General features: G+C 68.1%; 10 protein-coding genes. 1 reads left to right on the top strand and 9 read right to left on the bottom strand.

What is annotated here, in order from left to right; all coding sequences use genetic code 11:
- Window positions 1–3: 3 nt before the first annotated feature.
- Window positions 4–3,165: an efflux RND transporter permease subunit gene (locus tag C1932_RS16130; RefSeq protein WP_108762839.1), complete on the top strand. Its 3,162-nt coding sequence runs from the start codon at window positions 4–6 to the stop codon at window positions 3,163–3,165.
- Window positions 3,166–3,353: 188 nt separating this feature from the next.
- On the opposite strand, the gene leuB is transcribed toward C1932_RS16130, so the two are convergent.
- The 9 genes from leuB to ilvC all read right to left on the bottom strand — a co-directional run bounded on the left by leuB (window position 3,354) and on the right by ilvC (window position 13,011).
- Window positions 3,354–4,415, bottom strand: a complete 1,062-nt coding sequence (gene leuB / locus C1932_RS16125; RefSeq protein WP_108762838.1) for a 3-isopropylmalate dehydrogenase — start codon at window positions 4,413–4,415, stop codon at window positions 3,354–3,356.
- On the bottom strand, window positions 4,405–4,983 hold the full coding sequence (gene leuD, locus C1932_RS16120) for a 3-isopropylmalate dehydratase small subunit (RefSeq protein ID WP_108754081.1): 579 nt from the start codon (window positions 4,981–4,983) through the stop codon (window positions 4,405–4,407). Before leuD ends, leuB begins: the two co-directional genes overlap by 11 nt.
- Window positions 4,983–6,401 carry a 3-isopropylmalate dehydratase large subunit gene (gene leuC, locus C1932_RS16115; RefSeq protein ID WP_108762837.1) on the bottom strand — a complete coding sequence of 473 codons (1,419 nt, stop codon included), beginning with the start codon at window positions 6,399–6,401 and terminating at the stop codon, window positions 4,983–4,985. The genes leuD and leuC overlap by 1 nt, the downstream gene beginning before the upstream one ends.
- Window positions 6,402–6,461: 60 nt before the next feature.
- Window positions 6,462–7,238: a class I SAM-dependent methyltransferase gene (locus C1932_RS16110; RefSeq protein WP_108762836.1), complete on the bottom strand. Its 777-nt coding sequence runs from the start codon at window positions 7,236–7,238 to the stop codon at window positions 6,462–6,464.
- Window positions 7,239–7,248: 10 nt separating this feature from the next.
- Window positions 7,249–8,832, bottom strand: a complete 1,584-nt coding sequence (locus C1932_RS16105) for a 2-isopropylmalate synthase (RefSeq protein WP_108757100.1) — start codon at window positions 8,830–8,832, stop codon at window positions 7,249–7,251.
- Window positions 8,829–9,929 (bottom strand): threonine dehydratase, encoded by a 1,101-nt coding sequence (locus C1932_RS16100; RefSeq protein ID WP_108762835.1) that lies wholly within the window; start codon window positions 9,927–9,929, stop codon window positions 8,829–8,831. The genes C1932_RS16105 and C1932_RS16100 overlap by 4 nt, the downstream gene beginning before the upstream one ends.
- Window positions 9,930–10,025: 96 nt before the next feature.
- The gene (locus C1932_RS16095; RefSeq protein WP_108750606.1) at window positions 10,026–10,277 is read right to left on the bottom strand and encodes an ACT domain-containing protein; all 252 of its coding nucleotides are present in this window, start codon (window positions 10,275–10,277) and stop codon (window positions 10,026–10,028) included.
- A complete protein-coding gene (gene ilvG, locus C1932_RS16090; protein WP_108762834.1) occupies window positions 10,261–11,997 on the bottom strand; it encodes an acetolactate synthase 2 catalytic subunit in 1,737 nt (578 codons plus the stop codon). The genes C1932_RS16095 and ilvG overlap by 17 nt, the downstream gene beginning before the upstream one ends.
- Before the next feature lie 39 nt (window positions 11,998–12,036).
- On the bottom strand, window positions 12,037–13,011 hold the full coding sequence (gene ilvC / locus C1932_RS16085; protein WP_108754076.1) for a ketol-acid reductoisomerase: 975 nt from the start codon (window positions 13,009–13,011) through the stop codon (window positions 12,037–12,039).
- Window positions 13,012–13,406 lie beyond the last annotated feature (395 nt).

The following is a 13,406-nucleotide window of genomic DNA, read 5'->3' as shown; positions in this document are numbered from 1 at the left end:
GCCATGCGCCGCTTCAATCTTTCCGAGTGGGCGCTGGGCAACCGCCCGCTGGTGCTGTTTGCCATGCTCGCCTTCGCCGTCATCGGCGCGTGGTCGTACAAGCATCTGGGCCAGTCCGAAGATCCGCCGTTCACCTTCAAGGCGATGGTGGTGCGCACGATGTGGCCCGGCGCCACCGCCGAGCAGGTCTCGCGGCAGGTGACCGAGCCGATTGAAAAGGCACTGATGAACACCGGCGAATACGAGTTCATCCGTTCGTACTCGCGCCCGGGCGAATCGCAGGTGATCTTCATGGCCCGCGACAGCCTGCGCTCCAAGCAGATTCCCGACCTCTGGTACCAGGTGCGCAAGCGTGTGGGCGATATCCGCGCCACCTTGCCGCGCGAGATCGTCGGTCCGTTCTACAACGATGAGTTCGGCGATACCTTCGGCAACATCTACGCCTTGACCGGCGAAGGCTTCGACTATGCGGTGATGCGTGACTACGCCGACCGCATCCAGCTGGAACTGCAGCGCGTGCCCGACGTGGGCAAGATCGATCTGGTCGGCCTGCAGGACGAGAAGGTCTGGATCGAGCTGTCCAACACCAAGCTGGCCACGCTGGGCGTGTCGCTGCAGCAGGTGCAGCAGGCCCTGGCCGACCAGAATGCGGTGACCGCCAGCAGCTTCTTCGAAACCCCGACCGACCGCGTGCAGTTGCGCGTGACCGGTCAGTTCGATTCCATCGACGACATCCGCCGTTTCCCGATCCAGGCCGGCGAGCGCACCGTGCACTTGGGCGACATTGCCGGGATCAAGCGCGGCTTCGCCGATCCCGCTTCGCCGAAGATGCGCTTCATGGGCCAGGATGCGATTGGCCTGGCCGTGGCGATGAAGGACGGCGGTGACATCCTGAAACTGGGCGCCACCCTGGATGCCGAGTTCGAGCGCCTTCAGAAGACCCTGCCGGCCGGCATGCAGCTGCGCAAGGTCTCCGACCAGCCGCATGCGGTGGAAGAATCGGTAGGCGAGTTCGTGCAGGTGCTGACCGAAGCGGTGGTGATCGTGCTGCTGGTCAGCTTCTTCTCGCTGGGCCTGCGCACCGGCCTGGTGGTGGGCGTGACCATCCCGCTGGTGCTGGCGATGACCTTCTTCGTCATGCACTACTTCGACATCGGCCTGCACAAGATCTCGCTGGGCGCGCTGGTGCTGGCGCTGGGCCTGCTGGTGGACGATGCGATCATCGCGGTGGAAATGATGGCCACCAAGATGGAGCAGGGCTACGACCGCCTGCGTGCGGCCAGCTTCGCCTGGGAATCGACCGCCTTCCCGATGCTGACCGGCACCCTGATCACCGCGGCCGGCTTCCTGCCGATCGCCACCGCTGCGTCCAGTACCGGCGAATACACCCGCTCGCTGTTCCAAGTGGTGACCATCGCCCTGGTGGTGTCGTGGATCGCGGCGGTGCTGTTCATTCCCTACCTGGGCGACAAGATGCTGCCGGACCTGTTCAATCCGCAGCCGCCCAAGCCCGGCAGCCTGGCGGCACGCTGGCATGCGCGCCGCCTGCAGTGGGCCGACCGCCACCCGGCGCTGGCGCGCTGGATCCTGCCCAAGCAGCACGACCACGACCATGATCCGTACCAGCGGCCGTTCTACACCCGCTTCCGCGCGTTCCTGGACCGTTGCCTGCGCCACCGCTGGTGGGTGATCGCCGCGACCATCGCGCTGTTCGTCGGGTCGTTGCTGCTGTTCCGCTTCGTGCCGCAGCAGTTCTTCCCCGATTCCACCCGCCCCGAGCTGATGGTGGACATCGAACTGGCCGAAGGCGCGTCGCTGGCCGCCACCCAGGCCCAGGCCGACAAGCTGGAAAAACTGCTGAACGGGCGCGCAGGCATCAGCAACTACGTGGCCTACGTCGGCACCGGTTCGCCGCGCTTCTATCTGCCGCTGGACCAGCAGTTGCCGGCCACCAACTTCGCCCAGTTCGTGGTGCTCACCGACGATGCCAAGGCACGCGAAAGCACCCGCGACTGGATGCTGAAGGACGTGATCAAGCAGTTCCCGGACGTGCAGATGCGTGTGACCCGGCTCGAGAACGGTCCGCCGGTGGGCTATCCGGTGCAGATGCGCGTGTCGGGTGAACACATTGCCCAGGTGCAGGCCATCGCGCGCCAGGTCGAGGCCAAGGTACGCGAGAACCCGCACGTGATGAACGTCAACCTGGACTGGAGCGAGCCGAGCAAGGTGGTGCGGCTGGTGATCGACCAGGACCGTGCACGCGCGCTGGGGGTGAGCAGCGCCCAGGTCAGCCAGTTCCTCAGCAGTTCGCTGTCGGGCATGAGCGTGAGCACCTACCGTGAAGGCAACCGCCAGATCGAGATGCTGCTGCGGGGGCCGGACAACGAGCGCGCGCAGCTGGACTTGCTGGGCAGCCTGGCCATTCCGACCAGCGGCGGTACCGCCGTCACCCTGTCGCAGGTCGCGCGCCTGGAGTACGCCTTCGAGGACGGCATCATCTGGCACCGCAACCGCCTGCCGACGGTCACCGTGCGGGCGGACATCAGCGATGGCATGCAGGCGTTGGATGTGGTGCAGCAGATCGTGCCGACCCTGGATGGCATCCGCGCCGGGCTGCCCAGTGGCTACCTGCTGGAAACCGGTGGTTCGGTGGAAGACTCCACCCGCGGCCAGGACTCGATCAAGGCCGGCATGCCGCTGTTCCTGATCGTGGTGGCCACGCTGCTGATGCTGCAGCTGCGCAGCTTCTCGCGTGCGGCCATGGTGCTGGTCACCGCACCGCTGGGCATCATCGGCGCGACGCTGTTCCTGCTGCTGTTCCGCGCGCCGTTCGGCTTCGTCGCCCTGCTGGGCACGATCGCGCTGGCTGGCATGATCATGCGCAACTCGGTGATCCTGATCGACCAGATCCAGCAGGACATCGACGCCGGGCACGACCGCTGGCACGCGATCATCGATGCCACCGTGCGCCGCTTCCGCCCGATCGTGCTGACCGCGCTGGCCGCGGTGCTGGCGATGATTCCGCTGTCGCGCAGCGCGTTCTACGGCTCGATGGCGATCTCGATCATGGGCGGCCTGATCGTCGGCACCGTACTGACCCTGGTGTTCCTGCCGGCGCTGTACGCCGCCTGGTTCCGGGTGAAGCCGGACGAATCCGGGGCGTAATGCCCCGGGTTCCCGGGCCGCTGCCCTTGGTAGGTGCCAACCTTGGTTGGCACGAATGGCTGCATCCACGCATGGCGTGGATCTACCGCGGAGGTGCGTGGCACGGATGGCGGCATCCACGCATGGCGTGGATCTACCGGTAGAGCCACCCCATGGGTGGCTGCGCGCACTATCCGAAGAAGGCCGGATCAGGCCAGCTTGGCCAACACCGCGTCGGTGGCTGCCGCGGTGCTCACGGCCTGGCCCTTGGCGGCCAGGTCGGCGGTGAACACGCCGTCGTCCAGCACCGCATGCACGGCCGCTTCCACGGCGGCGGCTTCCGCTTCCAGCCCCAGCGAATGGCGCAGCAGCATCGCCGCGCTGAAGATCGTCGCGTAGGGGTTGGCAATGCCCTTGCCGGCGATATCCGGTGCCGAACCGTGGATCGGTTCGTAGATGCCCACCGCGCCCGGTTCACCCAGCGACGCCGACGGCAGCAGACCCAGCGAGCCGGCCAGCATCGAGGCCTCATCGGTGAGGATGTCGCCGAACATGTTCTCGGTCACGATCACGTCGTACTCGCGCGGCTTGGCCAGCAGGTGCATGGCCATCGAATCGACCAGCTGGTGCTCCAGCGCAACGTCCGGGAATTCCTCGCGACCGATGCGCGCGGCCACGTCGCGCCACAGGCGCGAGGTTTCCAGCACGTTGGCTTTGTCCACCGAAGTGACCTTGCCGCGACGCTGCTGCGCCAGGCGGAAGGCGCTGCGCAGCACGCGCTCGATCTCGGCCACGGTGTAGCGGCACAGGTCGCTGGCGCTGTCCGCATCGCGGGTCTTGTCGCCGAAGTAGATGCCACCGGTCAGTTCGCGCACCACCACGAAGTCCACGCCCTGCAGCAGCTCGGCCTTGATCGGCGAGGCGTGCAGTGCGGCTTCATGGGTGCGCACCGGGCGCAGGTTGGCGTACAGGCCCAGTGCCTTGCGGATCGCCAGCAGGCCCTGTTCCGGGCGCACCTTGGCATTGGGGTCGGACCACTTCGGGCCACCCACGGCGCCCAGCAGTACGGCGTTGGCAGCCTGGCAGGCGGCCAGGGTCGTGGCCGGCAGCGGTTCGCCGTGGCGGTCGATGGCGATGCCGCCGATATCGTGCTCGCTGAAAGCGAAGGTGTGGTTGAAGCGTTCGGCGACGGCCTTCAGGACGGCAACCGCGGCAGCGGCCACTTCCGGGCCGATGCCATCACCGGGCAGGACAACAATCTCAGCGTGCATGCTCACTCTCGTAACGTTCGATTTCAGGGACACGGCCCAACAGATACCCCAACTGGTCCACGCCTTCCAGCAGGCAGGTCTGCGAGAAGCCATCCAGCGGGAAGGAATACACCCGGCCATCGGGCGTGCGCAGCTCGCGCGCGGCCACATCGATGGTCAGCTCGTCGTCGGGGCGCTGCATCAGCGCCTGCACGTCGGCTTCGTCCAGCACGATCGGCAGCAGGCCGTTCTTCAGCGAATTGCCGCGGAAGATATCGGCGATCTCGCTGCTGACGATGGCGCGCAGGCCCAGGTCGGTCAGCGCCCAAGGCGCGTGCTCGCGTGAAGAACCACAGCCGAAGTTGCGGCCCGCCAGCAGGATGCTGCGGCCGGCGTTGTGCGGCTGGTTGAAGGCGAAGTCGGCCACCGGCGCACCGTCGGCCTGCCAGCGCCAGTCATTGAACGCGTTGCGGCCCAGGCCAGCGCGCTCGGTGGTGGACAGGAACCGCGCTGGGATGATCTGGTCGGTGTCGATGTTGGTCTGCGCCAGCACCACGCTGGACGAGGTCAGGGTACGGAAACCGGCCATCACGCCACCTCCTGTGCGAACAGTTCGCGGGTATCGGCCACCCGGCCCTTCACCGCGGCCCAGGCCGCGCTCATCGGCGAGGCCAGCAGGGTGCGCGAACCGGGGCCCTGGCGGCCCTCGAAGTTGCGGTTGCTGGTGCTCACGGCCAGCTGGCCGGGGGCAACCAGGTCACCGTTCATGGCGATGCACATCGAGCAGCCCGGCTCGCGCCATTCGGCACCGGCCGCGCGCACGATCTCATGGATGCCTTCGGCCTCGGCCTGGCGCTTGACGATTTCCGAACCCGGCACCACCAGCATGCGCACGCCGTTGGCCACGTGGCGGCCCCGCAGCACCTGCGCCACTTCGCGCATGTCGCTCAGGCGGCCGTTGGTGCAGGAGCCGACGAACACCACGTCCACCGGCGTACCGGCCAGGGCATGGCCGGGCTGGAAGTGCATGTAGTCCAGGCCCTTCTGCGCGGCGGCATCGTTGGCGGCCGGAATGGGCGCGTCCACCGCGATGGCGGTGCCCGGGTGGGTGCCCCAGGTCAGGGTGGGGCGGATGTCGGCGGCATCGATGAGGACCTCGCTGTCGAAGCGTGCGCCGTCGTCGCTGCGCAGCTGCTGCCAGCGCGCCACGGCGGCATCGAAGTCGGCGCCCTTGGGGCCGCGCGGAGTGTTGGCCATGAAGTCGAAGGTAACCTGGTCCGGGGCCACCATGCCGGCGCGCGCGCCGGCTTCGATGGACATGTTGCACAGGGTCATGCGCTGTTCCATGTCCATCGCTTCGATGGTGCTGCCACGGAACTCGATCACATGGCCGGTGCCACCGTTCACGCCGATCACGCCGATGATGTGCAGGACCACATCCTTGGCGCCCACGCCCGGCGCCAGCGCGCCGTCGACGGTGATCGCCAAGGTCTTGGCCTTGCGCTGCAGCAGGCATTGGGTGGCCAGCACGTGACCCACTTCGCTGGTGCCGATGCCGAAGGCCAGCGAGCCGAACGCACCGTGGGTGGAGGTGTGGCTGTCGCCGCAGACGATGGTCATGCCCGGCTGGGTGAAGCCCTGTTCCGGCGCGATGACGTGGACGATGCCGCGGTTGTCCGAGGCCATGTCGAACAGTTCGATGCCGTACTCGGCGCAGTTGCGCGCCAGGGTGGCCACCTGCGCTTCGGAGGCGGCGCTGGCATAGGGCAGCTTGCCGTCGGCACCGGCCGGCAGGGTGGGGGTGGAATGGTCCATCGTCGCCTTGGTGCGGTCTGGGCGGCGCGGCGCCAGGCCGCGCGCGCGCAGCTCGGTGAAGGCCTGCGGCGAGGTGACCTCGTGGATCAGGTGCAGGTCGATGTACAGCACGGCGGGGGCGCTGTCGGATTCGGGAACCACCACGTGGGCGTCCCACAGTTTGTCGTACAGGGTGCGGGGTGCGGAAGTCATGCGTATGCCTGGCAGAAGTACGAGATAGCGAAAATCAGTAAAGAATATGAAACGGTCAAGTCAGCGACGGCGGGCGAGCACGCGCAGGCGCACGTAGTCGGCCAGTGGCTGGCCCGCGGCGTCACGCGGCAGGTCATCCAGCAGGGCCGCTGCGGCCTCGCGCACGGTAGCGCGGGCGTGGTCCGGCAGGTCGTCCAGCAGCGGCGCGGCGAACACCCGCAGCCAGCCGGCCACGCCGGTCGGCAGTGCGGTGGGGCGTGGCGTGGTTTCGATCAGCTGCACCTGGAAGCCATGCTGGCGCAGGCGATCGGCGTAGCTGTCGGCGGTCGGGAAGTACCACTGGAACGCGCTGGCGCCGTGGCCGTGGGCCACGCGCGCGGCCTGCACCGCAGCGATGATCGTGGCCACGTTGCCATGGCCGCCGAACTCGGCGACGAAGCGGCCGCCAGGACGCAACGCCCGGCGCACGCCTTCCAGCACGCGGTCGGGGTTGCCCATCCAATGCAGCGCAGCGTTGCTGAACACCGCATCGAATTCACTGTCGAAGGCCAGCGCGTGGCCGTCCATCACCTGTGCATCGACGCCGCGCGCGCGGGCGGCGATCACCAGCTCGGGGGAGGCATCCACGCCGTGCAGGCGGGCGCCGCTCAGTGCCAGTTCGGTAGTGAGCACGCCATCGCCACAGCCCAGGTCCAGGATGCGCTCGCCGGCGCGCGGGTCGAGCAGGCGCGCAACCGCACCGCCGAGCAGCGGCACGAAGCCAGCGTCGATCGCATAGTCCTGGGCATTCCACTGCTGGCCGGCCGAGGCCGTGGTGGGGGTGTCGAAGGCGCTCATCTCACAGTCCTCAGGCGGTGGCGGGGGTTGCGGTTTCGGCGGTGCTGGCGGCGGCCTGGCGCTGGCGCAGCAGGCGGTTGGCCACATCCAGCCAGGCCAGTGCCGAGGCTTCGATGATGTCCTTGCTGGTGCCGGTGCCGTCGTACTCGATGCCTTCGTGGCGCACGCTCAGGTTGGCCTCGCCGCGCGCATCAGCGCCGATGCCCACGCTGTGCACCTGGTAGCTGTCCAGCATCAGCTGCACGCCGGTGGCGGCCGACAGCGCGCCGAACAGGGCATCGACCGGGCCATCGCCCTGCGCGGTCTCGGCCACGCGGTTGCCTTCCGGGTCGGACAGTTCCACCAGGGCGTTGGCACGGCTACCGACATCGCTGATGGTCATCGAGGCCAGGCGATAGCCCTGCGCGTTGGAGCCGCCCTGCATCAGGGTCTGCAGATCGGCATCGGTCACCACGCGCTGCTGCTCGCACAGGCCCTTGAACTGCTCGAACACCAGCTTCAACTCGTCTTCTTCCAGCCAGAAGCCCAGCGCACGCAGGCGCGACTCGACGGCGGCGCGGCCGCTGTGGCGGCCCAGCACCATCTGCGAATCTTCCCAGCCCACGTCTTCCGGACGCATGATTTCGTAGGTGCCGCGGTGGCGCAGCATGCCGTGCTGGTGGATGCCCGATTCATGGGCGAACGCATTGGCGCCCACAATGGCCTTGTTGCGCTGTACCGGCATGCCGACCAGGCGCTGCAGCAGCTGCGAGGTGCCGACGATGCGCGGGGTGTTGATGGCGGTGTCCTGTTCGTAGAACGCCTGGCGCACCTTCAGCGCCATGGTGATCTCTTCCAGCGAGCAGTTGCCGGCGCGCTCGCCGATGCCATTGATCGTGCACTCGACCTGGCGTGCGCCGCCTTCGACGGCGGCCAGCGAGTTGGCCACGGCCAGGCCCAGATCGTTGTGGCAGTGCGCGCTGAAGATCACGTTGGCCGCGTTCGGTACATCGGCCACGCCGGCGATCACCTGCTGGAACATCGCGCGGATTTCTTCCGGGGTGGTGAAGCCCACGGTGTCGGGCAGGTTGATGGTGGTGGCGCCGGCGGCGATGGCCACCCGCGAGACCTCGATCAGATAATCCAGCTCGGTGCGGGTGGCATCCTCGGCGGAGAACTCCACGTCGTCGATGTACGAGCGCGCCAGGGTCACGTGCTTGCGCACCGATTCCAGCACCTGCTCGCGGGTCATGCGCAGCTTGTGTTCGCGGTGCAGCGGGCTGGTCGACAGGAACACGTGCAGGCGCGGGTTGGCCGCAGCTTCCAGGGCACGCGCCGAGGTTTCGATGTCGGCCTGCAGGCAGCGCGACAGCACGGCCAGGGTCAGGCTGGGGCGGCGCAGCTCACGGCCGATCAGGGCCATCGCTTCGCGGTCGGACTGCGAGCTGGCCGGGAAGCCGGTCTCGATGATGTCCACGCCCAGTTCGTCCAGCGCACGCGCCATCACCAGCTTCTGCGGCGGGCTCATGCTGCAGCCGGGGGACTGCTCGCCGTCACGCAGGGTGGTGTCGAAGATGCGGATGCGCGGGGTGGTAATTCGTTCGATGGTGGTCACAGGGAAATCTCCTCGACAGCGGGCGTTGCGGCTTGCAGGTGGGAAGGGGAAGGGGAAGCGGTTTGGACGCTGGCCTTGGCGGGCGAGCGCGGTGGCGTTCGGTTGGCGTCGGTGCGGCGCCTGCGCGGTTTGCGCGGCGGCCGCGGGCGGACGTCGGTGAGCAGGCCGGCCAGGACACCGGCGTCGATGTTGCCGCCGGACACCACCGCACACTTGCGGCGGCCGGCCACGCGGCGCCCGGCGGCCAGTGCCAGCGCACCGGCGCCTTCGGCGATGATGTGTTCTTCCAGCGCCAGCCGCACCAGCGTCTCGCGCAGTTCGGCTTCGCGCACGATCACCACGTCGTCCAGCAGCGAGGTGCACAGGCGGCGGGTCAGGAAGCCGGGAATCTTCACCCGTACGCCATCGGCCAGTGACGGCACAGGGTTGATCTCGCGTACGTCACCGCTGATCGCACGGGCCATGGAATCCACGCCCTCGACCTGCGCGCCAATCACGCGCACGCCCTGCGATTTCAGCGCCAGCGCCACGCCGGACGCCAGGCCACCGCCGCCGATCGGCACGATCACCACATCCATGGCATGCGCAGCCAGTTCGATGCCGACCGTGCCCTGGCCGGCAATCACGTCGGCATCGTCGAACGCCGACAGGAAGCGGTAGCCATGGCGCTGCGCCAGTTCCACGGCGAATGCGTAGGCCTCGTCATAGCTGTTGCCGTGCTGGCGCACGGTGGCGCCCCAGTGGGCGACGCCGGCGATCTTGGTGGCCGGTGCGCCGTGCGGCATCACGGTGATCGCCGGCACGTCCAGGCGATAGGCGGCCCAGGCCACGCCTTGGGCGTGGTTGCCGGCCGAGGCGCAGATGACCGGCCGGGTATCACCACGTTCGCGGCCGGCCAGCAGCGCGTTCAGCGCACCACGCACCTTGTAGGAGCCGGTGCGCTGCAGGTTCTCCAGCTTCAGCCAGGTACCGAAGCGTTCGGCATGGTGCAGCGGGGTAGGCGGCAGGAAGCGGCGCAGGCGGGCCTGCGCAGCCAGTACGTCGGCAACGCTTACGTCGCCGACATCGCTTTCGGTGCTGGCATCAGCGGCCGGCATGGGCCACCTGCGGGCGGCGGAACTGCGCCGCATGCGCGAACGGGCGGCGAAGAAGACGCCCCCGTACCGGCACCGTGGTTTCTACGGTACGGGTGTTCATGATGCGGCTCCTTCCAGTGCGGTGATCTGCACCGATACGCAGTCGTAGATCTTTTCGATCTGCCGGCACAGCGTTTCGGCCGGGCGCTGCCCGTCCACCACCAGCTGCAGATGCCAGCGGCCTTCGTCGCTGTCCACCGGCGCGCCGCTGATCGCGCGCGGCGCGAAGCCGCGGCGTTCGGCCATGCCGATCACGCGCAGCAGCGCGCCCTCGGCCGGGTGTAGCACCAGGTCAAGCCGGTATTGCATTGGGGGTCTCCTGGCGGGCGTGGGCGGGATTGCTTTCCAGCATGGTGCTGTTGGCGGTGTTGGGCGGCACCAGCGGCCACACGTTGGCGCGGGCGTCGATGGCCACGTGCAGCAGGGCCGGGCCCGGCTCGGCCAGCAGCGCGGCCAGGCCACCTTCCACGTCGTCGCGGGTGTCGATGCGGGTGGCGGCAATGCCGAACACCTTGGCCAGGGCCACGAAATCCGGGTTGTCGGACAGGTCGATCTCGCTGTAGCGCTCGGCGAAGAACAGTTCCTGCCACTGCCGCACCATGCCCAGGGAACTGTTGTCCAGCAGCACGATCTTCACCGGCAGGCGGCAACGGGCGATGGTGGCCAGTTCCTGCACGTTCATCATGAAGCTGCCATCGCCGGACACCAGCACCACGGTGCGATCGGGGCAGGCGAACTGCGCACCCATCGCCGCCGGCAGGCCGAAGCCCATGGTGCCCAGCGCGCCGCTGGTCAGGTGGTTGCGCGGGTGGTTGAAGCGGCAGTGCTGGGCAACCCACATCTGGTGCTGGCCGACATCGCAGGCGATCACCGCATCGGACGGGGCCAGTTCGCTCAGCCGCTTCAGCAGCGCCGGGGCGTAGATGTGCTGGCCCGGCGCGTCGTAGCGGGCGGCGAAGCGATCGCGGTGCTGCGCACAGCGCTTGCGCCATGCGTCCTGGTGGGCCTTGGGGGAGGGGAAGGCCGCACGCAGGGCGCGGATGGCATAGCCCACGTTGCCGGGCACGGCGACATCGGCGCTGCGCAGCTTGGAGATCTCGTACGCGTCGGCGTCGATGTGGACCACGCGGGCGAACGGGGCGAACTCGGCCAGCTTGCCGGTGGCACGGTCATCGAAGCGTGCACCCAGCACCAGCAGCAGATCGCTCTCCTGGACGGCCATGTTCGCCGCACGCGTGCCGTGCATGCCCAGCATGCCCAGCGACTGCGGGTGCTGCGGGGGCAGCGCGCCCAGGCCACGCAGGGTCATCACGGTGGGGATGGCGCTGGCCTCGACGAAGTCGCGCAGATCCTGCACGGCCTCGCCCAGGGCAATGCCACCGCCGGCGTAGACCACCGGCTTTTCGGCCGCGGCCAGCGCGGCGATGGCTTCAGCAATGGCCGCATCGGCGGCGGCCGCCGGCGGTTCAACGCTGGCCGGCACATGGGCCGGCAGGTGGCTGGCATCGGCCAGCTGCACGTCCTTGGGCAGGTCGATCAGCACCGGGCCGGGGCGGCCTTCGCGGGCGATGCGGAAGGCATCGGCGACCACGCGCGGCAGGTCATCGACGCTGCGCACCAGCCAGCTGTGCTTGACGATGGGCATCGTCAGGCCAAACACATCCAGTTCCTGGAAGGCATCGGTGCCCAGCAGCGGCGTGCCGACCTGGCCGGTGATGCAGACCATGGGCACCGAATCCAGCATGGCATCGGCGATGCCGGTCACCAGGTTCGACGCGCCCGGGCCGGAGGTGGCCACGCAGACGCCAACCTGGCCGCTGGCGCGGGCAAAGCCGTTGGCCGCCAGCGCCGCGCCCTGCTCATGGCGCACCAGGATGTGCTTCAGCGCCGAATCCACCAGCGCGTCGTAGAACGGCATGATGGTGCCGCCCGGGTAACCGAACAGCGTACGGACACCCTCGGCCTCCAGCGCCTGGGTCAGCCAGCGCGCGCCGTTGGGCGGCGCGCTGCGGTGTGTGGAAGAGTTCATGGGGGAACCTTGCAAAGCGGGTGGGGGAGGGCCGCGTGGTTACGCGGCCTGTCCTTGCAACCAGACCATCTTGGCGCGCAGTTCCTTGCCTACCTTCTCGATCGGGTGCTCCAGGTCGGCCTGCTTGAACTTGTTGTAGTTCGGCAGGCCCGCTTCGTACTCGGCTACCCAGTTCTTGGTGAAGGTGCCGTCCTGGATGTCCTTCAGGACTTCCTTCATGCGCTCCTTGGTGCCGGCGTCGATCACCCGCGGGCCGCTCACGTAGTCACCGTACTGCGCGGTTTCCGAGATGAATTCCAGCATGCGCGAGATGCCGCCTTCGTAGAACAGGTCCACGATCAGCTTCAGTTCGTGCAGCACTTCGTAATAGGCGATTTCCGGCTGGTAGCCGGCTTCCACCAGGGTTTCGAAGCCGGCCTGCACCAGCGCCGAGGCACCGCCGCACAGCACCGCCTGTTCGCCGAACAGATCGGTTTCGGTTTCTTCCTTGAAGGTGGTCTGGATCAGGTTGGCGCGTGCGCCGCCCAGGCCGGCTGCATAGGCCTGCGCGTGCTGCGCGGCCTGGCCGCTGGTGTCCTGGTAGACCGCCCAGATGCACGGCACGCCGCGGCCGATCTCGTATTCGCGGCGTACCAGCGCGCCCGGGCCCTTCGGCGCGACCAGCACCACGTCCAGGTCGGCGCGCGGTTCGATCATGCCGTAGTGCACGTTCAAGCCGTGGGCGAACAACAGGCAGGCGCCCTGTTTCATGTTCGGCGCCAGCACCTCGTTGTAGAGCTTCTTCTGCACCATGTCCGGGGTCAGCACGGCCACCAGGTCGGCATCCTTCACCGCATCAGCCGGGGCCACCACGGTGAAGCCATCGGCCTGGGCCTTGGCTTCAGTCGGGCCACCCGGGCGCAGGCCTACCACCACGTCGAAGCCGGATTCACGCAGGTTCAGCGCGTGGGCGCGGCCCTGGCTGCCGTAACCGATGACGGCGATCTTGGTCTGGGGCAGGGAGTTGGTGCTCATGGGGGAGGTTCCTTGGCTGGGAAGAAAAAAGACGGCCGGCAGTCGAAGCGACGTACCGGCCGGTCAGGGGAAAACGGGGGAGGAGGCGCCGCGCATCGCACGGGCGCAGCCACCACGACAGGGCGTGGTGGTGCAGGTCCGGGTTTTGCGGGAGGCGGTGTGCATGGTCGTGGCTGGATGGCTGAGTGGTTGCGTGTGAAACCAGGTCCTGAAATGAAAAAACCCGCACCTGGGTGGGTGCGGGTTTCTGATCGAGTTCCGGTGTGTGTTGTCTGCTTACACGCTGGCTCGTCCCGCACCTGTGGGCTGGCTAATAAGTACGAGCACGAGAAGCGAACGCAGCGATGCGGCGCCGGAATCGGCGGCTTCAGTAGCGGTTCGCAGGGGCGGGTGGC

This window comes from Stenotrophomonas sp. YAU14D1_LEIMI4_1 (assembly GCF_003086815.1).
Lineage (GTDB): Bacteria > Pseudomonadota > Gammaproteobacteria > Xanthomonadales > Xanthomonadaceae > Stenotrophomonas.
This window is presented reverse-complemented; position numbering and strand designations above follow the sequence as displayed.

What these genes read in the sequence shown, in the direction of transcription:
- C1932_RS16130 (WP_108762839.1), top strand. Translation starts at nt 4, where the DNA reads ATGCGCCGCTTCAATCTTTCCGAGTGGGCGCTGGGCAACCGCCCGCTG.
- leuB (WP_108762838.1), bottom strand. Translation starts at nt 4,415, where the DNA reads ATGCACGCTGAGATTGTTGTCCTGCCCGGTGATGGCATCGGCCCGGAA.
- leuD (WP_108754081.1), bottom strand. Translation starts at nt 4,983, where the DNA reads ATGGCCGGTTTCCGTACCCTGACCTCGTCCAGCGTGGTGCTGGCGCAG.
- leuC (WP_108762837.1), bottom strand. Translation starts at nt 6,401, where the DNA reads ATGACTTCCGCACCCCGCACCCTGTACGACAAACTGTGGGACGCCCAC.
- C1932_RS16110 (WP_108762836.1), bottom strand. Translation starts at nt 7,238, where the DNA reads ATGAGCGCCTTCGACACCCCCACCACGGCCTCGGCCGGCCAGCAGTGG.
- C1932_RS16100 (WP_108762835.1), bottom strand. Translation starts at nt 9,929, where the DNA reads ATGCCGGCCGCTGATGCCAGCACCGAAAGCGATGTCGGCGACGTAAGC.
- C1932_RS16095 (WP_108750606.1), bottom strand. Translation starts at nt 10,277, where the DNA reads ATGCAATACCGGCTTGACCTGGTGCTACACCCGGCCGAGGGCGCGCTG.
- ilvG (WP_108762834.1), bottom strand. Translation starts at nt 11,997, where the DNA reads ATGAACTCTTCCACACACCGCAGCGCGCCGCCCAACGGCGCGCGCTGG.
- ilvC (WP_108754076.1), bottom strand. Translation starts at nt 13,011, where the DNA reads ATGAGCACCAACTCCCTGCCCCAGACCAAGATCGCCGTCATCGGTTAC.